This window comes from Teichococcus oryzae, from assembly GCF_008386565.1.
Classification (GTDB): Bacteria; Pseudomonadota; Alphaproteobacteria; order Acetobacterales; family Acetobacteraceae; genus Pseudoroseomonas; species Pseudoroseomonas oryzae.
In genome coordinates this window covers 1,038,165-1,059,217 of record NZ_VUKA01000001.1, presented here as the reverse complement: position 1 = coordinate 1,059,217, position 21,053 = coordinate 1,038,165, and the positions used below count along the sequence as shown (strand labels likewise).

The following is a 21,053-nucleotide window of genomic DNA, read 5'->3' as shown; positions in this document are numbered from 1 at the left end:
TGCGGCCATCCTGGATGGATGAGCCGCCGGTCCCGGTTCGGTTGACGGCGTTCTAGGACAAAGGCAGGACTCTTCGATTGCAGTTTTATGAAGCTGAGATGACAGTAGCGGCCGGCTGTCCCATCCTGGGGCGTTCCGGCCGCGCCCGGTCATTTCTTCTTGGCGTCGCCTTCATCCTCCGGAGCGCTCCAGCCCACGGAGGTCCCGGGCTCTGACTGGGCCGGCGGGTCGCTGGCGGGAAACGTGTCCTCGACACTCTTGTCCAGCGCCTGCTCCTGCTTCTGCCTGCCGCTGGGCGCGGGAGAGCCGGATTTGGGCACGGAGTTGTCCTGCCGCGCCGCCTGGTCCGCTTCCGTCCCTTTCTGCGTCGTCATGGCGTGGTTCTCCTGATTCTCGCAGCGGCCGGGGTGCCGCCGCCTGTCTCCTCAACCAGTGGCGATCGGCAGGGTTGCACCACCGGGCGGGTGAGCGTGAGCGCAGGCATGGCAGGTTGCACTCCCGACCGGTCGGCGTAGTCTGAAGTTTCCCGTTGTTGCTGGATGAATCGCCATGACCCCACCGCCCCCCGCCTCCCCCGCCGCCGGCGCCAATTCCGCAGCCGAGCGGGATGTGGCCCACGTTCTTCATCCCTATACCGACCACAAGGCGCACCGCGCCAAGGGCCCTCTGATCATCACCGGCGGCAAGGGCGTGCGGGTGACGGATCAGAACGGGCGCGAATACATCGAGACGGTCGCCGGCCTCTGGTGCGCCGCGCTCGGCTTCAACAATGAGCGGCTGGTGCAGGCTGCCGCCGACCAGATGCGCAAGCTGCCCTTCTACCACGCCTTCACCGGCCGCTCCCACCTGCCGCTGATCGAACTGGCGGAAATGCTGGTGGAACGCGCGCCCGTGCCGATGAGCAAGGCGTTCTTCGCCAATTCCGGGTCGGAAGCGAACGACACGGCGCTCAAGATGGTCTGGTACATGAACAATGCGCTGGGCCGGCCGCAGAAGAAGAAGGTGATCTCCCGCATCGGCGGCTATCACGGCGTCACCATCGCCTCCGCCAGCCTGACCGGCCTGCCGGTCAACCACAAGCTGTTCGACCTGCCGATCGCCGGCATCCTGCACACCTCCCGCCCGCACCACTACCACCATGCCCTGCCCGGCGAGTCGGAGGAGGATTTCGCGACCCGCCTCGCTTCCGAGCTGGAGGCGATGATCGTCGCGGAAGGGCCGGACACCGTGGCCGCCTTCTTCGCCGAGCCCATCATGGGCGCCGGTGGCGTGATCGTGCCGCCCGCCACCTATTTCGAGAAGATCCAGGCCGTTCTGCGCAAGTACGACGTGCTGCTGGTGGCGGATGAGGTGATCTGCGGCTTCGGGCGCACCGGCAATTACTGGGGCAGCCAGACCATGGGCATGCAGCCGGATATCCTGACCTGCGCCAAGGCCCTGTCCTCCTCCTACCTGCCGATCTCGGCGGTGCTGGTGAATGAGCGGGTCTATGAGGCGATGTCCGAAGGCGCCAGCCAGATCGGCACCTGGGGCCATGGCTACACCTATTCCGGCCACCCGGTCGCCGCCGCCGTCGCGGTCGAGACGCTGAAGATCTATGACGAGATGGACATCGCGGCCCATGCCGCCGAGGTCGGCGCGGTGATGCAGAAGCGCCTGCGGGAACGCGTCGCCAGCCATCCGCTGGTGGGCGAGGTGCGCGGCGTCGGCCTGATCGGGGCCGTGGAGCTGGTCGAGGACAAGGCCGAGCACCGCAACTTCGACCCCGCCCGCAAGATTGCGCCGCGGCTGGTCGGCATCGCCGAGAACCATGGCCTGATCCTGCGTGCCCTGCCGAATGACAGCATCGCCTTCTCGCCGCCGCAGATCATCACCGCGGCCGAGGTGGAGGAAATGGTGGAGCGCTTCGGCCATGCGCTGGACGACCTTTCGGCCCAGCTGAAGCGCGAAGGGCTGACGGTCGTTTGAAGGCAGCGCCACCGCGCGCCGCCACGGCGCGCGCTTCGCCTGGCTGGGGCGCGCCATGCGTGCCCCTGTGCGCGGCGGCGCTCCTGGCGCCGCCGCTCGCCGTTCTGCAGTCCAAGGCCATGGCACCCTTGGCGTTGCTGGCGCTGCTGGCCACGGTGCTGCTGGCGCGGCGGGCGCAGGGGCGCTGGCCCTGGCCTTCCGCCCCCGCCTTCTGGGCCGGCTTGGCCCTCGCCGCCTGGGGTTGCCTTTCCGCCCTGTGGGCCATCGAGCCGGGCCGCGCCCTTTCCAACGGGCTGAGCCTCGGCGGGCTCGTGCTGCTCGCCGGCGCCGCCGCGCGCGCGGCGATGGAGGATTTGGGGGCAGCCCGCCGCCAGCTGGGCTTCGCCATCCTGGCCGGCCTGGCCATCGGCCTCGCCGCGGCCCTGTTCGATCATCTGACCGGCTCCACGCTGCGCGCGGCCGTGCGAGGCCTGGACCAGATCCCGCCCAGCCTTGCCTTTGGCCTGAAGCCAGCGGCCTCGGTGATGGCATTGCTGCTGCCGCTGCTGGCGGGGATCGCCCTGCCGCCGGCGGCGCGGGCGCTCCTGCTGGTCGCCGGATGCGTTCTTTTGCTGTTCATCCCCGGCGACACGGCCCGGCTGGCGGCGCTGGCCGGCATCGTGGCGGTGGCCCTTGTCGCGGCGGAGCAGCGCTGGCGGCGGCAATCCGCGCCCCGCCTGCCCGTGGTGCTGGGGGCGGCCCTGGGCACCGCCATGCTGCTGACGCCGCTGATGCTAGGCCCGGCGATGCAGGCCATGGCACCGATGGTCGAGCGGCTGCCGCCCTCGGCAATCCACCGCCTGGCGATCTGGGATTTCGGCCTGGAAAAGGCGGCCGAACATCCCCTTCTGGGCTGGGGCATGGAATCCGCCCGCGCCCTGCCGGGCGGCAAGGACCGCCCCGAGCCCGAAAGGCTGGCGGAACTGGGCGTCCACAGCGCGGCCGTCCGGGCGTGGTTCGAAGCGCCCCATCTCGAATTGATGCCCCTTCATCCGCATAACGGCCCCCTGCAGATCCGGCTGGAACTGGGATGGATCGGCAGCGGGCTGGCGGCTTTGGCCTTCCTGGCGCTTGGCTGCTCCGCAGCCCGGAGCGCGGCACCGGCCGCCGCGTCGGGGGTGCTGGCATCCGCCTTTGTCACCTTTTTCGCCAGCTTCGGGACTTGGCAGATCTGGTGGCTTTGCTCGGCGGCCATGGCGCTGGCCTTTGCCGCCGCGCTTCGCAGAACAATGCCTGGTCGGTAGTGACACCACGTCCACATTCTGCGCGCGAAATGTTGTTCGACTCCTCACCTCTTAAGATCGCAATTTTCTGGCACAAGGTTCCAAGGAATTTTGAGCCAGGAGTTGTAAATGCCGGCCGGACTCGCGCGGCGCAGCCTGCTCGGATGGACGGCCGCCCTGGTGACTCTGCCTGCGGGGGCCACCAGGGAAGCCGAGGTGACGGCCACTCCCCCTATTGATGGCATCGAGGAGTGGCAGGATTTCCTCCGCCTCTATGTCACGGAGGAAGGCCGGGTCGTGGACACCGCCAATCACGGCACCTCCCATTCCGAGGGTCAGGGATGGGGTCTGCTTCTCGCCGAAGCATTCGATGACGAGCGAAGCTTCAACCGGATGCTGGGCTGGGCCCGCCGTGAGCTGCGGCGGCCCAGCGACAACCTGATGGCCTGGGCTTGGCGGCCGGATCGCGCCGTGCCGGTAGAAGACCACAACAACGCAACCGATGGCGACATCTTCGTGGCCTGGGCCCTGCAACGCGCTGCCCGGCGCTGGCAGCGGCCCGAGCTTCTCGAGCTCGGCATCAGGGTGGCGCAGGACCTGCACTCGGCCTGCGTGCGGGAACTGCGCGGCCGCATGGTGCTGCTGCCGGCGGCCTTCGGCTTCGAGCACCGCGACCATGTGGTGCTCAACCCATCCTATTATGTGATCCCGGCCTTCGGCGCCCTGGCGCAGTTGATGCCGGATGGGCGCTGGCTGGCACTGCGGCAGGATGGGCTGGCGCTGCTGCGCGAGGCCCGCTTCGGGCGATGGGGCCTGCCCGCCGACTGGATCAGCCTGTCCCGCCACGAAGCCTCGCCGCCATCCCTTCCTTCGGGCTGGCCACCACGCTTTTCCTATGATGCGGTGCGGGTGCCGCTCTACCTCGCCTGGGCGGGGCTGGAGGCCGAGCCAGCGGCGCAGGCCGCGGCACGCTTCTGGAGCAGCAGTCCTGTGACACCGGCCTGGACCGACCTGGTTCAGAACAATACCGCCCCTTACCCGGCGGATAGCGGTTTCCTCGCCGTGGCCAAGCTGGTTCACGATCCGGCCGCCGGGCCGGAATTTCTGCCGCGCGTCCGCCAGGCCCCGCATTATTATGCCGCCGCGCTGACCCTGCTGGCACGCCTCGCCGCGTTTGAGCGCCCCTATGCCCAGGCGGATGCCAGCAGGCAACGCAGGCTCTGATCCTCCCGCGTGGAAGACGGCTGTTGCGATGCCGCTACCGCATCAGGCCCTGCAGCAAGGCGGGCGGCAGGGTCACTGGGGTGAATCCGGGCGGGATGGCGAAGCGGGAGGCATCCTGCGGGCCGTAGCTGACGGCCTTGGCCTCGATCCGTCCGCTGCGGCCGCGATGCTGCCCGGCGGCCCGCAGCATGACCCCGTCCGCGGTCAGGCAAACCGTGCCTTCCGTGTCAGGACGCACGACGCGCCAATTGGTGCAGCGATGTCCCGCCACCGTGGCGCTGCCGGCAGCGGAAAGCTTGGTGCCAGGTGGAACGCCGCCCAGCAGCGGTGACAGGTCCCCGGCCGGCAGCTGCACCACCATGCTCTGGGCTTCCAGCACCATCTGCGCGCTGTTCCGCGGCAGATCGAGCAGAAGCCAGCCCGGCACGCCGTCCGGCTCCGCCCGCGCCCGCTGCGTGGCGGCCTGCCACGCCACCGGGATCCGGCGCGTTCCCTGCCCTTCCGCCTGCACCTCGTAGGTGATCCTGACATCCCGCGTCGGGCGCAGGTTCTGGGGCGATGCCTGGGCCTGCCCAGCCTGGGGCGACAGGGCGCCGAGGCCCAGAACAAACAGGGCCAGGCGGAATGGGCGGGGCATGGGTTTCCTCCCTCGCGAAGTGGCAGGCGGGCGCTTGCGCTGTAGCGCACCGGGCCGCACCTTGTCGCCCCAAGACACCCGAGGAGGACGTCATATGAGCAAGATCGCAGTGGTGACCGGCGCCGGCAGCGGCGTGGGCCGCGCCGCCGCCCTGGCGCTGCTGGGCGCTGGCTGGAGCGTGGCATTGGCCGGGCGCCGCGCCGACGCGCTGCAAGGGACCATCGATGCCGCGGGCGAAGCCGGCGCGCGTTGTCTGGCGGTGCCGACCGATGTGGGCGACGCGGATTCGGTCGCCGCCCTGTTCGCCGCGGTGGCCCAGAAATGGGGCCGCTGCGACATGCTGTTCAACAATGCCGGGCGTGGCAGCCCATCCGTGGATATCGGCGAAACCAGCCTGGAGGACTGGTATGGCGTGGTTGCCGCCAATCTCCACGGCGCCTTCCTGTGCGCCCGCGAGGCATTCCGGATGATGAAGCAGCAATCGCCGCAGGGCGGCCGCATCATCAACAACGGCTCGATCAGCGCGCATGCTCCCCGGCCGGGCTCCGCGCCCTACACGGCGACCAAGCACGCCATCACCGGCCTGACCAAGTCGATCAGCCTGGATGGCCGGAAATGGGACATCTGCTGCGGCCAGATCGACATCGGCAACGCCGCCACCGAGATGACGGAGCGCATGACCGGCGGCGTGCCCCAGGCCAACGGAACCACCATGGTGGAGCCCCGCATGGATGCACGGCATGTGGGCGAGGCCGTGCTGCACATGGCATCCCTTCCCCTGGATGCCAATGTGCAGTTCATGACGGTCATGGCCACCAAGATGCCGTTCATCGGCCGGGGCTGAGGCCCCCTTCGGACCTGGCGCTCAGTCCACCTGGGCGCCGGATTTGCGCACCACCTCGCCCCACCGCTCGATGTCGCGGATCTGCACGGCGCGGAATTCCTCCGGCGTGCGGATGGTGCTGGGCGTGATGCCCTGGGTTTCGATCAGCCACTTGCGGAAATCCGGCGCGGTGATGATGCGCTGGATCTCGGCGTTCATGCGCGTTTGGATCGCTTCCGGCAATCCCGGCGGCGCGAAGATGCCGTACCAGGTGGAACTGTCGAAGCCGGGAAGACCGCAGGCCTCGGCCACGGTTGGAACATCCGGCAAGGCCGGCAGGCGCTGCGCCGTGGTCACGGCCAGGCCCTTCACCTGCCCCTGCTGGATATAGCCGATGGCAGGGCCGGACTGGTTGAAGAACACGTCCACATCGCCCGCGAGCAAGGCCGTCTGCGCCCCGGGCTGGCCGCGAAACGGCACATGCACCATGTCGAGGCCCGCCACCTGGATGAACTGCGCCCCGGCCAGATGGGTGGAGGCGCCATTGCCGGTGGAAGCATAGTTCAGCCTGCCCGGCGCCGCCTTCGCGGCCGCGACCACGGCGGCGCAACTGTTGAACTGCGGCCGCTTCTCGGGACTGACCGTCATCACGTTCGGCACATCCCCAAGATGGGTGATGGCCGTGCTGTCCTTCACCGGGTCGAAGGGCAGGTTCCGGTACAGCGTCGCGTTGATGGCATGGGTGCCGGCCGTGCCGAACAGGAAAGTGTAGCCATCCGGCCGCGCCTTGGCCACGAAGTCGCTGGCGATGTTGCCGCCGGCGCCGCTGCGGTTATCCACCACCACCGGCACGCCCAGCACCCTCGACAGGGGCTCCGCCAGCTTGCGGGCGTAAATGTCCACGCCAGAACCGTTGGGGAAACCGCCCATCAGCGTGATGGGACGGTTGGGCCAGGAAGCGTCCTGCGCAAGGGCGGACAAGGGCGACAGCAATCCAGCCAGTGCCAGGGCAAGCAGCGGTCGGCGCATCATCAAGGTTTCCTCTCAGGTCAAGCAAGGATTCCAGCTTGGCCGCACCCGTCAACACGCCGCAACCGGGTTGCGCATGTCGCGCCGCCCGATCCGCCTTCCTCAGCCCGGCGACCTGCCGCCTGTCAGCAGGACGCCGCGCCAAGCCGCGTTCCGCAGGCCGGCAGCGTCCATTCCGGGGCACCGGCCGGCCTGTCGCAATCTGTCACGGCCGGGATATCCCGCAGGCAATCCGGCAGCAGGCGGGCGAGGCCCAGGGCCTGTCCATCCAGGCTTTGCCGCAATTGCAGCGCGCGCAGCCGGCCGGCTTCATGTTCCAGATCGGCGGCCGACAGGGAGGCGGGCAAATGGCCGATCCGGTCGATCGCCCCCTGTGCCAGGGCCAGCTGGCCGCGCAGCGACTCGCCGAGGCGGCGCAGCGCGCCGGCCGCCACCGCAAGGCGCGGGATCATCCCGGCTTCGCCGCCGGCGAGGGCGGCCCCGGCCTGATCCAGGGAATGCAGCACGCCCGACAGGCCCGGCCGGTCCGTGAGTTGGGTGGAACACAGGGCCCAGGCGGCCCGCCAAAGGGCTAGCGCCTCCGCCATGGCATGACGGGCACGGGCGGGGTGGCTGGTCCGCGGCAGGGTATCGTGCTCTTCCAGCCGCTCCATGGCCTGGCTCAACAGCCCGGCGGCCAGATCGGACAGCCGGGCCGCTTCGCGCAGCCGGCCACATTGGCTGACCGCCTCCGTGAGGCGGGCCGCCCCAGCTTGGGCATGGCCAGAGGACATGGTGCCGGGTGCGAACTGGGATAGCATGGAATTCTTCCCCTTCTGCCGGAATGCTGCCCGGTCTGTGCCAGCACTTTGCGGCAAAGGGATGAAGATCCGGCTAACAAAAAGCCCCGGCGCCTCGCGGTGCCGGGGCATGCTGCCCACCAGAAGTCTCGCCGGCGGGCGGGTCCGTTATTCGCCCTTCAGCACCACGGCCTGCCGGCCGCGCTGACCGTCACGAACCTCAAGGCTCAGCTTCTCGCCCTGCTGCACGTCCTGCTTGCCGGCGCGCTGCAACACGGAGGAATGCAGAAACACATCCTGGCCGCCATCGTCCGGCGTCACGAAGCCGAAGCCACGGACCTGGTCGAACCACTTGACGGTGCCGCCCACGGCATAGGTCGGCCCACCCTCATCGCGGCCACCACCGAAGTCGCGGCGCGGCGGGCGGTCACCGAAGGAGCGAGGGGCGCCAAAGCCGCCACCGCCACCACCGAAGTCGCGACGGGGGGGGCGATCGCCGAAGCCGCCACCACCGAAGCCACCGCCGCCACCGAAGTCGCGGCGCGGGGGACGATCGCCAAAGCCACCGCCACCACCGAAGCCACCACGATCGCCAAAGTCACGGCGCGGCGGACGGTCACCGAAGTCGCGGCGCGGCGGGCGGTCGCCAAAGCCACCGCCACCAAAGTCGCGGCGCGGCGGGCGGTCACCACCGGCAGGCGCGCCCGGGCCGAGCTTGCGCTCATGAATCCGGGTCACCAGGCGGCGGCCTTGCCGGTCCGAGCCAATCTCGCAAACCAGCTTGTCGCCGGTCTCAGGCGGCTCGATTCCCGCTTCAGTCAGGGCCGAGGCGTGAAAGAACACGTCCTGGCCATCAGGGCCGAGCACGAAGCCGAAACCCTTGCGGCCGTTGTACCACTTGACCTCGGCCTCGATCGGCTCATTGCCGCCCTGCGAATCACTATCCGGAAACACTGCGTCTCAAACCTGTAAGTTTACGCGGCCCGACGGGATGCAGGGCCGGCATGTTTCATCCTCGCACCCCCGCGCCCTGATTGCTAGTCGAAACAGAGCAGCCAGGACGGGGGAAATGATGGCTTTTCCGGCGCCTCAGCCAGCATCCGCCACGGCGCGCTTGGCCATCACCGTCACCAGATTGGCGCGGTAGGCGGCGCTGCCATGGATGTCGCTGTTCAGATCATCCGGCGATTGCTTCACATTGGCCACGGCATCAACCGACCAGTTCGCGCTCAGCGCCGCCTCCATCTCCGCCTGCCGGAAGGCGCAGGGACCGGCGCCGTTGACGCCGACGCCGACGCCGTGCGGCCCCTTGGCCACGAAAACGCCGGTCATGGAATAGCGGCTGGCCGGGTTGCGCAGCTTGGCATAGCCGGCCTTCTCCGGGATCGGGAAGGAGATGCCGGTGACCAGTTCATCGGCTTCCAGCGCCGTGGTGAACATGCCGAGGAAGAACTCGTCGGCCGGGATGCGGCGCCGATCGGTGATGATGGTGGCCCGCAGCGCCAGCGCCGCCGCCGGGTAGTCGGCCGCCGGATCGTTGTTGGCCAGGCTGCCGCCGATGGTGCCGCGGTTACGCACCTGGGTGTCGCCGATGGTGGCTGCCATGCGCGCCAGGGCCGGAATGGCGGCCAGGATCTGCGGATGGGTGGCGACCTCATAATGCGTGGTCATGCCGCCGATCACGATGGCATCCCCTTCGCGCCGCACACCGCGCAGCTCGGCGATTCCCGACAGGTCGATCAGCGAGGTGGGCTTGTTCAGCCGGTGCTTCAGGGCCGGCAGCAGAGTCATGCCGCCGGAAACCGGGCGGGCTTCCGGATCGGCGGCCAGCAGCTTCACCGCGTCCGCGATGGTGGCAGGCTTATGGTATTGGAAATCGTACATCGCGGCTCTCCCCTTATTCGGCGGCCTGGGGCAGCGCGTCGCCGCCCCCATGGATGATGGACCAGATCTTCAGCGGTGTCGCGGGCATCTCGACATGCCGCACGCCATAGTCGCGCAGCGCGTCCACCACGGCATTCATCACGGCGGGCGGAGAGCCGATGGCGCCGACCTCCCCGCAGCCCTTCACCCCCAACGGATTGTGGGTGCACAGCGTGGTGCTGGTCAGCACGGTGAAGTCCGGCACGGTGGCGGCGCGCGGCATGGCATAGTCGTTGAAGCTGGCGGTCAGCAGCTGCCCTTCCCCGTCATAAACGGTGTTCTCGATCAGCGCCTGGCCGATGCCCTGGGCGACGCCGCCCTGGATCTGGCCTTCAACGATCATCGGATTGATGACGCGGCCGACATCGTCGCAGGCGGTGAACTTCACCACCTCGACCCCGCCGGTTTCCGGGTCGATTTCCACCTCGCAGATGTGGCAACCGCCCGGATAGGTGAAGTTCTTGGGGTCGTAGAAGGCGGTTTCCTCCAGCCCCGGCTCCAGCTCCTCGATCGGGTAATCATGCGGGACATAGGCCGCCATGCTGATCTCGGCGAAGGCTTTGCTGCGGTCGGTGCCGGCGACGCGGAAGCGGCCATCGGCGAACTCGATGTCCTCCACCGAGGCTTCCATCAGATGCGCGGCGATCTTCTTGCCCTTGGCAATGATCTTGTCCATCGCGCGGACCATGGCGGAGCCGCCCACCGCGAGGGAGCGCGAGCCATAGGTTCCCATGCCGAACGGGATCTTGCCGGTGTCGCCATGGACGATCTCCACCATGTCGATCGGCACGCCGAGCTGCTCCGCCACAAGCTGCGCGAAGCTGGTCTCATGGCCCTGGCCATGGCTGTGGGTGCCGGTGAACACCGTCACGCTGCCGGTCGGATGCACGCGGATATTGGCGACCTCGTACAACCCCGCCCGGGCGCCGAGCTGGCCCACCAGCTTGGAAGGCGCGATGCCACAGGCTTCCAGATAGGTGGAAACACCGATACCGCGCAGCATCCCCCTCCCCTTCGCCTCGGCGCGGCGGGCCTCGAAGCCGGCATAGTCCGCCGCCTCCAGCGCCTGCCGCAGCGTCGCCTCGTAGTCGCCGCTGTCATATTGCAGGGCCACCGGCGTCTGGTACGGGAACTGGTCGGGCTGGATGAAATTGCGCCGGCGGATCTCCAGCCGGTCCATGCCCATCTCGCGGGCCGCGACATCCACCAGCCGCTCCAGCAGGTAGGTGGTTTCCGGACGGCCGGCCCCCCGATAGGCATCCACCGGCACGGTGGAGGTGAACACCGCCTTCACCTGCCCGTGGATCGCCGGCGTGGTATAGACCCCGGCCAACAGCGTGGCGGACAGATAGGTCGGCACGGCCGGCGCGAAGGTGGAGAGATAGGCGCCCATATTGGCCAGCGTCTCGACCCGCAGGCCCAGGAAGCGGCCATCCGAATCGAGCGCCAGCTCGGCCGTGGTGACGTGGTCCCGGCCATGCGCATCGGACAGGAAGCTTTCGCTCCGCTCGCAGGTCCAGCGCACCGGGCGCTTCAGCTGCGCCGCGGCCCAGGTGACGAGGGCCTCCTCCGCGTAATGGTAGATCTTGCTGCCGAAGCCACCGCCGACATCCGGCGCCACAACGCGCAGCTTGTGTTCCGGCACCTTCAGCACGAAGGCGCCCATCAGCAGCCGGATGACATGCGGGTTCTGGCTGGTGGTGAACAGCGTGTGCTCGCCGCTGTTCGGATCATAGTCGCCGATCGCCGCGCGCGGCTCCATGGCGTTGGGCACCAGGCGGTTGTTGGTGGTCTCGAACCGGACCACCTTGTGCGCCCGGGCGAAGGCGGCGTCGGTCGCCGCCTTGTCGCCGATCTCCCAGTCGAAGCAGATATTGTCCGGCGCCTCGTCATGCAGCGACGGAGCGCCCGGCGCCGTCGCCGCGCGAAGATCCGGCAGCGCGGGCAAGGACGTATAGCCGACTTCCACCGCTTCCGCCGCGTCCCGCGCCTGCGCCCGGGTTTCCGCCACGATAAAGGCGACCGGATCGCCCACATGGCGGACCTTGCCGCTGGCGAGCACCGGATGCGCGGGCTCGGCCATCACCTTGCCGCCCTTGCCCGTTACCTGCCAGCCGCAGGGAACGCCGCCCAGCCCAGCCGCCTCGATGTCGCGCGCCGTGTAGATGGCGACAACACCGGGCATGGCCATGGCGGCGGCGGTGTCGATCGAGTTGATGCGGGCATGCGCATGCGGGCTGCGCAGGATCCAGGAATGGAGCTGGTTCGGTCGCACCAGGTCATCGGTGTACTGGCCGCGCCCGGACAGGAAGCGAAGATCCTCCTTGCGGCGGACCCGCGCGCCGATGCCCCCGGAGGACACCGCAGAGGGTAGCGTGACGTTCATGGATGCTCGCCTCCCCGGCGACATTCTGCTTGTTGCGCCGGCCTGTTCCGGCCGGTCGTCCGTCAGCCTCCGGCCTTATTCGGCCGCGCGCGCCAGCTCAGTGCGCTTGCCGTTCATCACATCCGCCGCGGCGGCGATGGCCTTCACGATGTTGTGGTAGCCGGTGCAGCGGCAGATGTTGCCTTCCAGCCCTTCCCGGATCTCCTGCTCGGACAGGCCGGAAGGATGCTTCTTCACCAGGTCGATGGCGCTCATCACCATGCCCGGCGTGCAGAAGCCGCATTGCAGCGCGTGATATTCCCGGAAGGCTTCCTGCATCGGGTGCAGCGTGCCGTCGGCGGCGGCGATTCCCTCGATCGTGGTGATCTGCGCCCCGTCCGCCTGCACCGCCAGGATGGTGCAGGACTTCACGCTGTTCTCACCGATATGCACCACGCAGGCGCCGCACTGGCTGGTATCGCAGCCGACATGCGTGCCGGTCAGGCGCAGCTTTTCACGCAGCACTTCGACCAGCAGGGTGCGCCCTTCGACATCCACCGTGTGGGACTTGCCATTCACCGTCAGGCTGACTTGCGGCATGCCGTCTCTCCCCCATGCGCAGGAGGCGGCGCGCTGAAAACGGCCGCCCTTTGAGGAGCAAGCGTCATCCAAGCAAGCAGGAGCCGTCAAGCGGCGGAATGCAGGAGATTTTACGCAATTGAGAGGCATTTGCAAGTAACGGACTGAAGTGCCCCCTGTTTTCGGACGCGAAAGTCACAGAACCGGGCGATCCCCGCGGTCGGTGAAAAGACAAGGGCGCCCAGGGGAGCATTCCTCCCCTGGGCAGATCGGGAAGCGGCGCCTTTCCTCAGGCTGCCGCCGGCAGGCTCCGCGCCAGCGGATTGCTGGCTTCCGGCAGGTCATGCAGGTGGCAGGCCGCCCATTGACCTGGCTGGGTCTGCTTGAGTTCCGGCTCGTCCGTGCGGCAGCGATCAAAGGCGTAGGGGCAGCGCGTGTGGAAACGGCAGCCCTTGGGCGGATTGATCGGGCTTGGCACATCGCCCTTCAGCACGATGCGCTGGCGGCTTGCCCCCGGCTCCGGCACCGGCACGGCCGACAGCAGCGCCTCGGTGTAGGGATGCTTCGGCGCGCCGAACAGGGAGCGCCGCGGCGCGATCTCGACGATCTTGCCGAGATACATCACCGCCACGCGGTGCGTCATGTGCTCCACGATGGCGAGGTCATGGCTGATGAACAGCATCGCCAGGCCCAGCTGCGTCTGGAGGTCCTGCAGCAGGTTGACGATCTGCGCCTTCACCGAAACGTCGAGCGCCGAGACGGCCTCGTCGCAGATGATCAGGTCGGGCTCGCCGGCCAGAGCGCGGGCGATGCAGATTCGCTGCCGCTGGCCGCCGGAGAATTCATGCGGCCAGCGCGTCACGGCATCGCGCGGCAGCCGCACCAGATCCATCAGCTTGGCCAGCCGCTCATCCAGCTCGGCGCCGTTCTTCGCCAGCCCATAGTTCCGAATCGGCTCCGCCAGCAGATCCTTGACCCGCATGCGCGGATTGAGGCTGCTGAATGGGTCCTGGAACACCACGCCGACGCGGCGGCGGATGGGGCGCAACTGCCCCTGGGAAAGGTCGTCGATGCGCTTGCCATCCAGCACCACCTGCCCGGCGGTCGGCGGGAACAACCGCAGCAGGGCCTTGCCGACCGTGGACTTTCCGCAGCCGGATTCGCCCACCAGCGACAGGGTCTCGCCCTTCTCGATGTGGAAGGACACGCCGTCCACGGCATAAACATGGCCGGTGGTGTTGCCGAAGAAGCCGGCCTTGATGGGGAAGTGCTTCTTGAGGTCGTTCACCTCCAGAAGCGGTGGCAGGCCGCGATGGGCGGATCTGTCCGTCATGCTCGTGCTCATGCCGCGATAGCCTCCCGCTCCGCATAGTGGCAGGCCGCGACATGGCGCGGGGCCTTCTCCTCCAGGGCTGGCGCCACCTCGCGGCACAGCTCGGTCACCTTGGGGCAGCGACTGGCGAACACGCAGCCCTGGATCTTCTGCTTCAGGCTCGGGACAAGGCCCGGGATCTCGGCCAGCCGCTCGGTCTCGCCTTCCAGCGAGGAGCCGAGCTTCGGCACCGCGCCCAGCAGGCCCTGGGTGTAGGGATGCCTGGGGTTGCGGAACAGGTCAGCCACATTGGCTTCCTCGACCTTGCGGCCGGCATACATGACGATCACCCGCTCCGCGACCTCGGCCACCACGCCGAGGTCATGGGTGATCAGCACGATGGCGGCGCCGACGCGGTGCTTCAGGTCCCGCATCAGGTCCAGGATCTGCGCCTGGATCGTCACGTCGAGCGCGGTGGTCGGCTCGTCGGCGATCAGCAGCTTCGGGTTGCAGGCCAGCGCGATGGCGATCATGACGCGCTGCCGCATGCCGCCGGAAAGCTGGTGCGGGTATTCCTTCACCCGCTTGTCCGGCGCCGGGATGCCGACGAGTGTCAGCATCTCGACCGCTTTGGCTTCCGCCTGCTGCTTGGACAGACCCTGATGCAGCCGCAGCGCCTCGCCGATCTGCTGGCCAATGGACAGCACCGGGTTCAACGAGGTCATCGGCTCCTGGAAGATCATGCTGATCTCGTTGCCGCGGATAGCGCGCATCTCGCGCTCCGTCAGCTTCAGCAGGTCCTTGCCCTGGAACCGGATGGAGCCGGCCAGCTGCCCGGGCGGCTCGGGGATCAGCCGCAGGATCGACATGGAGGTGACCGACTTGCCGCAGCCGGACTCCCCCACGATGGCGACGGTCTCGCCCGCCTCGACGCTGAAGCTCAGGCCATCGACGGCGCGGTTCACGCCGCCATCCGGGGTGCGGAAATGCGTTTGCAGGTTTTCGACTTCGAGCAATGCCATGCGCTTACACCCGCTTCGCGGCGCGCGGGTCGAGCGAATCCCGCAGGCCGTCGCCCAGCAGGTTCACCGCCAGCACGGTGATGGAAAGAAAGATCGCCGGGAAGAAGACGATATAGGGCTTCACCTGCCACAGCGCCCGCCCCTCGGCCATGATGTTGCCCCAGGACGGAATGATCGGCGGGGTGCCCGCGCCGATGAAGCTCAGGCCGGCCTCGATCAGCATGGCGGCGGCGCAGATATAGGTCGCCTGCACGGTCATTGGCGCGAGGGTGTTGGGCAGGATGTGGCGCCAGATGATCACCGGGGTGCTCGTGCCGGAGGCGATGGCCGCATCCACATAGGGCTGCTCGCGCAGCGACAGCACGACGCCGCGCACCAGGCGCGACACGCGCGGGATCTCGGCGATGGTGATGGCCAGGATGACGTTGCCGACGGAGCCGCGGGTCAGCGCCATGAGGGCGATGGCCAGCAGGATCGACGGGATCGACATCAGCCCGTCCATGATGCGCATGATGATGCTGTCAGCCCAGCGCACGAAGCCGGACACCAGCCCGATCGCCAGGCCAATGACGGAGGCGAAGAAGGCGACGCCGAAGCCCACCATCAGCGAAACGCGGGTACCATACAGCACGCGCGAATACACGTCGCGCCCCAGCATGTCCGTGCCGAACCAGGCGGCGGCGGACGGGTTGCGCGTGCGCATGACCGGAGCCAGGGCCGTCGGGTCCTTGGTCCAGAGAAAAGGCGCGAAGATGGCGATGGCGAAGATGATCAGCAGCAGGAAGCCGCCGATCGCGATCGTCGGATGACGGAGCATGTAGCCGATGGCGCCCTTGCGGCGTGTCTTGGGCTGCATGACATCCGGCAAGGGCGCCGCCGCAGCGACGTCCTTTGCGGTGAGCGCGGCGCGCCCAGCCAGGGGGGCTGTGGTGGAGCTCAATACCGGATCCTCGGGTCGAACAGTGTGTAGCTGAGATCAATCAGGAGGTTGACCAGCACGTAAACGAAGGAGAACAGCAGCACGACGCCCTGGATCACCGGGTAGTCGCGCCGCAGGATGGCATCGATGGTCAGGCGGCCCAGGCCGGGAATGGCGAAGACGCTTTCGGTGATCACCGCGCCGCCGATCAGCAGTGCGATGCCGATGCCGATCACCGTCACGATGGGAACCGCCGCGTTCTTCAGCGCATGCAGGAACAGGATGGTGCGCTGCCCGGCGCCCTTGGCGCGTGCGGTGCGGATGTAATCCTGCTGCAGCACCTCCAGCATGGTGGCGCGGGTGATGCGGGCGATCAGCGCAATATAGGCGGAGGACAGCGCCACGGCCGGCAGGACCAGGTTGGACAGCCACGGCCCGAAGCCCTGCGACAGCGGCGTGTAACCCTGCACCGGAAACCAATCGAGACCCAGCGCGAAGTAATAGGCCAGCACATAGCCCACCACGAAGACGGGCACGGAGAAGCCGAGAACGGCGAAGGCCATTACCGCCCGGTCAATCCAGGAACCGGCCTTCCACGCCGCCACCACGCCCATCGGCACGGCGATGACCACCGCCAGCACCAGCGTGACCACCATCAGGGACAGGGTCGGCTCGATGCGCTGCGCGATCATTCGCGACACCGGCAGGTTGGTGAAGATGGATATGCCCAGGTCACCCCGGATGATGTGCCAGGCCCATTCGCTGAAGCGCACAACGAAGGGACGGTCCAGGCCGAGGCTGGCGCGGATGCGCTCCACATCGGCTGGCGTTGCCTGATCGCCCGCGATAACCGCCGCCGGATCGCCCGGTGCGAGATAAAGCAGACTGAACACGAAGAGGGCAACGACCACCATCACGGGGATCGTCGCCAGGACGCGGCGTATGATATAAGCGAACATAGATCTCGATCAGCTCTTGGTGACGTTCCAGAAGAACGGAATCGGCGCCTTGACAACGCCGTCCACGTTCTTCCGCCATGCCTGATAAGACATGAAAAATCCGGTCGGGCCCCAGATTGCATCTTCCATGGCGAGGCGGTTCATCTCTGCCATGGCAGCCCTTTCGGCGGCTAGGTCGGGGGCAGCAAACCACTTGTCGCGCGCTGCCTCCACCGCACTGTTGTTGGGCCAGCCGAACCACGCCTGATCACCATTGGTGCGCATCGCGGTGTAGCTGGCCGGGTTCACGCAGTCGGCGCCGGCATGCCAGCTGTGGAAGATGTGCCAGCCGCCTTGCGAGGGCGGCGCCTTGCTGGCGCGCCGGCTGCCCACCGTGCCCCAGTCCGTGGCCACGAAATCCACATTCATGCCGATCCGCTTCAGCAGATCCGCGCTGACATCGCCGAATGCCTTGGTGATGGCCTGGTCCTGCGCGACCACAAGGGTGATCGGCTCCCCGGCATAGCCGGCTTCCTTCAACAGGCGCTTGGCACCGTCATAGTCCCGCTTGCCCTTCAGGATGTCGCCGCCCTCCTCGGTGTAGAGCGGCGTGCCGGGCGTGAAGAAGGAAGGCAGCAGCTTGTACAGGTCGGCTTCATCGCCCACCAGCGCGCGCATGTAATCCTCCTGGCTCATCGCCATCAACACCGCGCGGCGGGCCCGCCGGTCGTTGAACGGCTTGTGCAGGTGGTTCATGCGGAAGGTGCCGATATTGCCCAGCGGATCGGCGATATCCACGTTCAGGTTGCGGTTCGACTTCAGGACCGGCACCAGATCGCTGATCGGGTTCTCCCACCAGTCAACCTCGCCATTCTGCAGCGCGGCGGCGGCGGTCGCGGGGTCGGGCATCACCACCCATTCGACGCGGTCCACCATCACGCGCTTGCCGCCCGACATCCAGTCGGGCTTCTCATCGCGGGACACATAGCCGTCGAACTTCGCGAAGACGGCGCGCGCGCCGGGGATCCACTCGTCGCGCACGAAGCGGAACGGTCCGGAGCCGACGAACTCGGTGATCTGGGTGAAGGGGTCGGTCTTGGCGATGCGCTCCGGCATGATGAAGGAGCAGGGCGAGTTGGTCTTCGCTAGCGCCAGCAGCATCTTCGAGTAAGGCTGCTTCAGGGACCAGCGGAAGGTGGCGTCGTCCACGGCCACCAGCTCGTTCTGGATGGCGCGGATCATCTGGCCCATCGGGTCGCGCACGGCCCAGCGATTGAGGCTGGCAACCACATCCTTCGCGAGGACGGGGCTGTTGTCATGAAACTTCAGGCCCGGCCGCAGCTTGAAGGTCCAAACTAATCCGTCGCTTGATACCTCTTCGCTTTCAACCATCTGGCGCCGAGGCTCGAATTTCGAATCCACGCCATAAAGCGTGTCCCACACCAGCATCCCGGCGTTGCGGACCACGTACTGGGTGCCCCAGATCGGGTCGAAATTGGCCAGGTTCGCCTGCGGCACGAAGCGCAGCGTGCGTGCCGCGCCCTGCGCGAGGGCCGGCCGGCCAAGGGCGGGCAATGAAAGAACTCCGCCAGCGGTGCCGGCGGCGAGCGTCAACAAGGAACGGCGGTGCAGCATGGTCACCCTTTCTCCTCATCCGGCGCTGGGCCGGCCCTGCCTGAAACCGGCCTGTGCCGGCATTCAAGGAACATGCCCCCGAATACCGGCCATTTTGGCCGTCAGCGGTGGCGATGAAGGCAAAGCCTAAGCACGGAATGTGCCAATGCCGGTCGGGCGACGGTTGTCGCCCGATCGGTCACCGGCCGCTGATCCGGCCTGCTCATTTCAGCAGCATTCGCTGGTTTCATCGCCACTGCAAGCAGGAACCCGCAACCGGACGTCAGCTGCGTTGAACGTTCCAGAAGATCGGCAGTCCCTTGACGATGCCGGTCAGGCCCCGCCGATAAGCCCAAGCCTGGAAATACTGGCCGAGCGGCAGGTAGGGAACGTCCTGGAAAGCCTGCAACTGGATCTGCTTCGCGATCTCCTGCTGCGCTGCCAGATCCGGCGCCGAGAACCAGGCATTGCGCAGTTCCTCCAGCTTCGGCGCGGTGGGCCAGCCGAACCATGCAGCCTGACCATGCCCGCGGAGCGCCTGCTGCACCCCCGGATTGACCATGTCCACGCCGGCAAAGAACGTGAAGAACATGCTCCAGCCGCCCTTCTCCGGCGCTTCCTTGCTGGCGCGGCGCTGTACCACGGTCCCCCAGTCGGCCGACACGAACTCAACGTTCAGGCCGCATTTCCGCAGCATGTCATGCCCGACCTGCGCCAGCGCGTTCAGGTTGGCGAAGTCGGAGGCGGCGATCAGCACCACCTTCTCGCCCTTGTAGCCGGCGGCCTGCAGGTCTCGCTTGACCTTGTCGTAATCGCGCGGAGAGGTCAGCACCTCCATCCCCGCTTCATTCGCCAGCGGCGTCTCGGGCGTGAAGATGCCGACCCGGTCGCGCCACAGGCTCTTGTCGGTGCCAATCACCGCGGTCATGAAGTCGGACTGGTTGATGGCGCCGAGCAGGGCGCGGCGGATCGCCGGGTTGTTGAAGGGCGGATGCAGGTGGTTGAACCGGGCCATCGCCACCAGCCCGGTCGGGTCCTGGATTTCCAGCGTCAGGTTGCGGTTGCGGCGCAGCAGGTCCTGCAGGTCGCCGGGCGGCTGCTCATACCAGTCGGCCTCGCCATTCTGCATGGCATTCGCCGCCGTGGCGGCATCGGGCATGACGTTCCACTCGATCCGGTCGAAATGCACCCGCTTCGGACCGGCGGTCCAGCTCACCGGGCCATCGGCGCGCGGCACGTAATCGGCGTTGCGCTCGTAAACGAGGCGGGCTCCGGGAACGCGCTCATCCGCCTTCCAGCGGAACGGGCCGGAGCCGATCATCTCCTTCACCGCGACGGCAGGATCGGTTTTCGCAAGCCGTTCCGGCATGATGAAGCAGACCGGCGTGGCCGGCTTGCCCAGCGCCTCGAACAGCAGTGGGAAAGGCTGCTTGAAACGGAACAGGATCGTCTTGTCGTCGGGCGCGGACAATTCGTCCACCACCGTCATCATCACCTGGCCAAGCGCGTCCCGTGTCGCCCAGCGGCGGATCGAGGCCACGCAATCCAGCGCCCGCACCGGCTCACCATCGTGGAATTTCAGGCCATCGCGCAGCACCAGAGTGACGCGCCGGCCATCCTCCTCAACACGATGGCCTTCCACCATCTGCGGCTGCGGCCGGTAATCCTGGTCGAAGCCGTAGAGCGTGTCCCAGATCATGTAGCCATGGTTGCGGCTGACATAGGCCGTGGTGATGATCGGGTCGGCAACGGCGAGGTCGGCTTGCGGGATGAATTTCAGCACGCGCGAGGAGCTGCCGCCCGTCCCCTGGGCGATGGCGAAACGCGGCAACGCGGCGGCACCGGCGATGCCCGCGGCACCCCCGAGCCATTGACGGCGGTTGATCATGCTTGGTCTCCCGTAGAGGCCTTCCTGGTGCGCAGAGGGAAGCCGAGCCTTCGGCATAGCGCAAGGGGGCAGCCGGGGATTGGCAGCAGGCAGGCCGCGGCCTATTGCCTCCCGCATGCTGTCCCATGCCCGTCATTGTTCCGGACCGTTAACAAACCAACGGCCCCTGCTGGGCCAGCTGATGCGGTTCGGCACCGTTGGCGGCATCGGCTTCCTGGTGGACACTGCGGTGCTTTACACCGCGCTGGGGCTGGGCAGCGGCCTTTATGCCGGGCGCGTGCTGTCCTATCTGGTGGCGGCGAGCGGCAACTGGTTCCTGAACCGCCTCTGGACCTTCCGCGACGCCAGCCCGGAACGCCCCGGCCGGCAATGGGCACTGTTTCTCGTGGTAAATATTTGTGGCTTCGTCATCAACTATGGGGTTTATGCCGCGTTGGTATCAAGCGTTGCCATTGTTGCAGCCCACCCGGTTCTGGGGGTCGCGGCAGGAGCATTGGCCGGCATGACCGGGAACTTCTTCTTGAACCGCTCACTGGTATTTCGGCAAGACAACAGAACAGATACGACCACGCTGTAATCAACTTCAAGTCGGGCCATCAGGGGCGATGAATTCTGCTGGCCTCCAGCTCGGCCGTGATGCCCGCGTCAAATCGACGAATACGTATCAAAAGACTGAACGGTAAATTTCCTGTGCTTTCTTTCGTCAGATCATTATGGTGCGGAGCCACAACCTTCGCTTTCGTCATCGTTCATGGAGTTTCGGCCATTATG

19 protein-coding genes are annotated in these 21,053 nt (G+C 67.3%); 5 read left to right on the top strand and 14 right to left on the bottom strand.

Features of this window, described 5'->3' with window-relative positions; translation table 11 throughout:
* Window positions 1-149: 149 nt before the first annotated feature.
* Window positions 150-374 (bottom strand): hypothetical protein, encoded by a 225-nt coding sequence (locus F0Q34_RS04900; RefSeq protein ID WP_149810970.1) that lies wholly within the window; start codon window positions 372-374, stop codon window positions 150-152.
* A 175-nt stretch (window positions 375-549) separates the two neighbouring features.
* Between F0Q34_RS04900 and F0Q34_RS04895 the strand changes: the two genes are divergently transcribed.
* The 3 genes from F0Q34_RS04895 to F0Q34_RS04885 all read left to right on the top strand — a co-directional run bounded on the left by F0Q34_RS04895 (window position 550) and on the right by F0Q34_RS04885 (window position 4,454).
* Window positions 550-1,968: an aspartate aminotransferase family protein gene (locus tag F0Q34_RS04895; RefSeq protein ID WP_149810969.1), complete on the top strand. Its 1,419-nt coding sequence runs from the start codon at window positions 550-552 to the stop codon at window positions 1,966-1,968.
* Window positions 1,969-2,027: 59 nt separating this feature from the next.
* Window positions 2,028-3,251, top strand: coding sequence for an O-antigen ligase family protein (locus tag F0Q34_RS04890; protein WP_149810968.1), 1,224 nt, complete (start codon window positions 2,028-2,030; stop codon window positions 3,249-3,251).
* Window positions 3,252-3,359: 108 nt separating this feature from the next.
* Window positions 3,360-4,454: a glycosyl hydrolase family 8 gene (locus tag F0Q34_RS04885; RefSeq protein ID WP_149810967.1), complete on the top strand. Its 1,095-nt coding sequence runs from the start codon at window positions 3,360-3,362 to the stop codon at window positions 4,452-4,454.
* Between the two features lie 34 nt (window positions 4,455-4,488).
* On the opposite strand, the gene F0Q34_RS04880 is transcribed toward F0Q34_RS04885, so the two are convergent.
* Window positions 4,489-5,091 (bottom strand): hypothetical protein, encoded by a 603-nt coding sequence (locus F0Q34_RS04880; protein ID WP_149810966.1) that lies wholly within the window; start codon window positions 5,089-5,091, stop codon window positions 4,489-4,491.
* A 94-nt stretch (window positions 5,092-5,185) separates the two neighbouring features.
* Between F0Q34_RS04880 and F0Q34_RS04875 the strand changes: the two genes are divergently transcribed.
* Window positions 5,186-5,935 carry an SDR family oxidoreductase gene (locus F0Q34_RS04875; protein WP_149810965.1) on the top strand — a complete coding sequence of 250 codons (750 nt, stop codon included), beginning with the start codon at window positions 5,186-5,188 and terminating at the stop codon, window positions 5,933-5,935.
* Window positions 5,936-5,956: 21 nt separating this feature from the next.
* Here the strand turns inward: F0Q34_RS04875 and F0Q34_RS04870 are convergent, their stop codons facing one another.
* From F0Q34_RS04870 to F0Q34_RS04815, 12 genes are all read right to left on the bottom strand, one after another.
* Window positions 5,957-6,946, bottom strand: coding sequence for a Bug family tripartite tricarboxylate transporter substrate binding protein (locus F0Q34_RS04870; RefSeq protein ID WP_149810964.1), 990 nt, complete (start codon window positions 6,944-6,946; stop codon window positions 5,957-5,959).
* A 122-nt stretch (window positions 6,947-7,068) separates the two neighbouring features.
* Complete coding sequence (locus F0Q34_RS04865; RefSeq protein WP_149810963.1) at window positions 7,069-7,743, bottom strand: hypothetical protein; 675 nt, start codon at window positions 7,741-7,743, stop codon at window positions 7,069-7,071.
* A gap of 147 nt (window positions 7,744-7,890) precedes the next feature.
* Window positions 7,891-8,676: a cold-shock protein gene (locus F0Q34_RS04860; RefSeq protein WP_149810962.1), complete on the bottom strand. Its 786-nt coding sequence runs from the start codon at window positions 8,674-8,676 to the stop codon at window positions 7,891-7,893.
* A gap of 135 nt (window positions 8,677-8,811) precedes the next feature.
* Window positions 8,812-9,606: an FAD binding domain-containing protein gene (locus F0Q34_RS04855; protein WP_149810961.1), complete on the bottom strand. Its 795-nt coding sequence runs from the start codon at window positions 9,604-9,606 to the stop codon at window positions 8,812-8,814.
* A gap of 13 nt (window positions 9,607-9,619) precedes the next feature.
* Window positions 9,620-12,031, bottom strand: coding sequence for a xanthine dehydrogenase family protein molybdopterin-binding subunit (locus F0Q34_RS04850; RefSeq protein ID WP_149810960.1), 2,412 nt, complete (start codon window positions 12,029-12,031; stop codon window positions 9,620-9,622).
* 75 nt (window positions 12,032-12,106) lie between these two features.
* The gene (locus tag F0Q34_RS04845) at window positions 12,107-12,610 is read right to left on the bottom strand and encodes a (2Fe-2S)-binding protein (protein ID WP_149810959.1); all 504 of its coding nucleotides are present in this window, start codon (window positions 12,608-12,610) and stop codon (window positions 12,107-12,109) included.
* A gap of 268 nt (window positions 12,611-12,878) precedes the next feature.
* A complete protein-coding gene (locus F0Q34_RS04840; RefSeq protein WP_149810958.1) occupies window positions 12,879-13,922 on the bottom strand; it encodes an ABC transporter ATP-binding protein in 1,044 nt (347 codons plus the stop codon).
* A gap of 8 nt (window positions 13,923-13,930) precedes the next feature.
* On the bottom strand, window positions 13,931-14,923 hold the full coding sequence (locus tag F0Q34_RS04835) for an ABC transporter ATP-binding protein (protein ID WP_149810957.1): 993 nt from the start codon (window positions 14,921-14,923) through the stop codon (window positions 13,931-13,933).
* 4 nt (window positions 14,924-14,927) lie between these two features.
* Window positions 14,928-15,863, bottom strand: a complete 936-nt coding sequence (locus F0Q34_RS04830; RefSeq protein WP_456316229.1) for an ABC transporter permease — start codon at window positions 15,861-15,863, stop codon at window positions 14,928-14,930.
* A complete protein-coding gene (locus tag F0Q34_RS04825) occupies window positions 15,860-16,801 on the bottom strand; it encodes an ABC transporter permease (protein ID WP_149810956.1) in 942 nt (313 codons plus the stop codon). Before F0Q34_RS04825 ends, F0Q34_RS04830 begins: the two co-directional genes overlap by 4 nt.
* A gap of 9 nt (window positions 16,802-16,810) precedes the next feature.
* A complete protein-coding gene (locus F0Q34_RS04820) occupies window positions 16,811-18,415 on the bottom strand; it encodes an ABC transporter substrate-binding protein (protein ID WP_206667949.1) in 1,605 nt (534 codons plus the stop codon).
* A gap of 262 nt (window positions 18,416-18,677) precedes the next feature.
* Entirely contained in the window at window positions 18,678-20,279 is a 1,602-nt protein-coding gene (locus tag F0Q34_RS04815; RefSeq protein ID WP_149811276.1) for an ABC transporter substrate-binding protein, read from the bottom strand.
* Between the two features lie 184 nt (window positions 20,280-20,463).
* Here F0Q34_RS04815 and F0Q34_RS04810 point away from each other — a divergent pair, with 184 nt between their 5' ends.
* A complete protein-coding gene (locus F0Q34_RS04810; protein WP_241665317.1) occupies window positions 20,464-20,859 on the top strand; it encodes a GtrA family protein in 396 nt (131 codons plus the stop codon).
* Window positions 20,860-21,053: the final 194 nt, after the last annotated feature.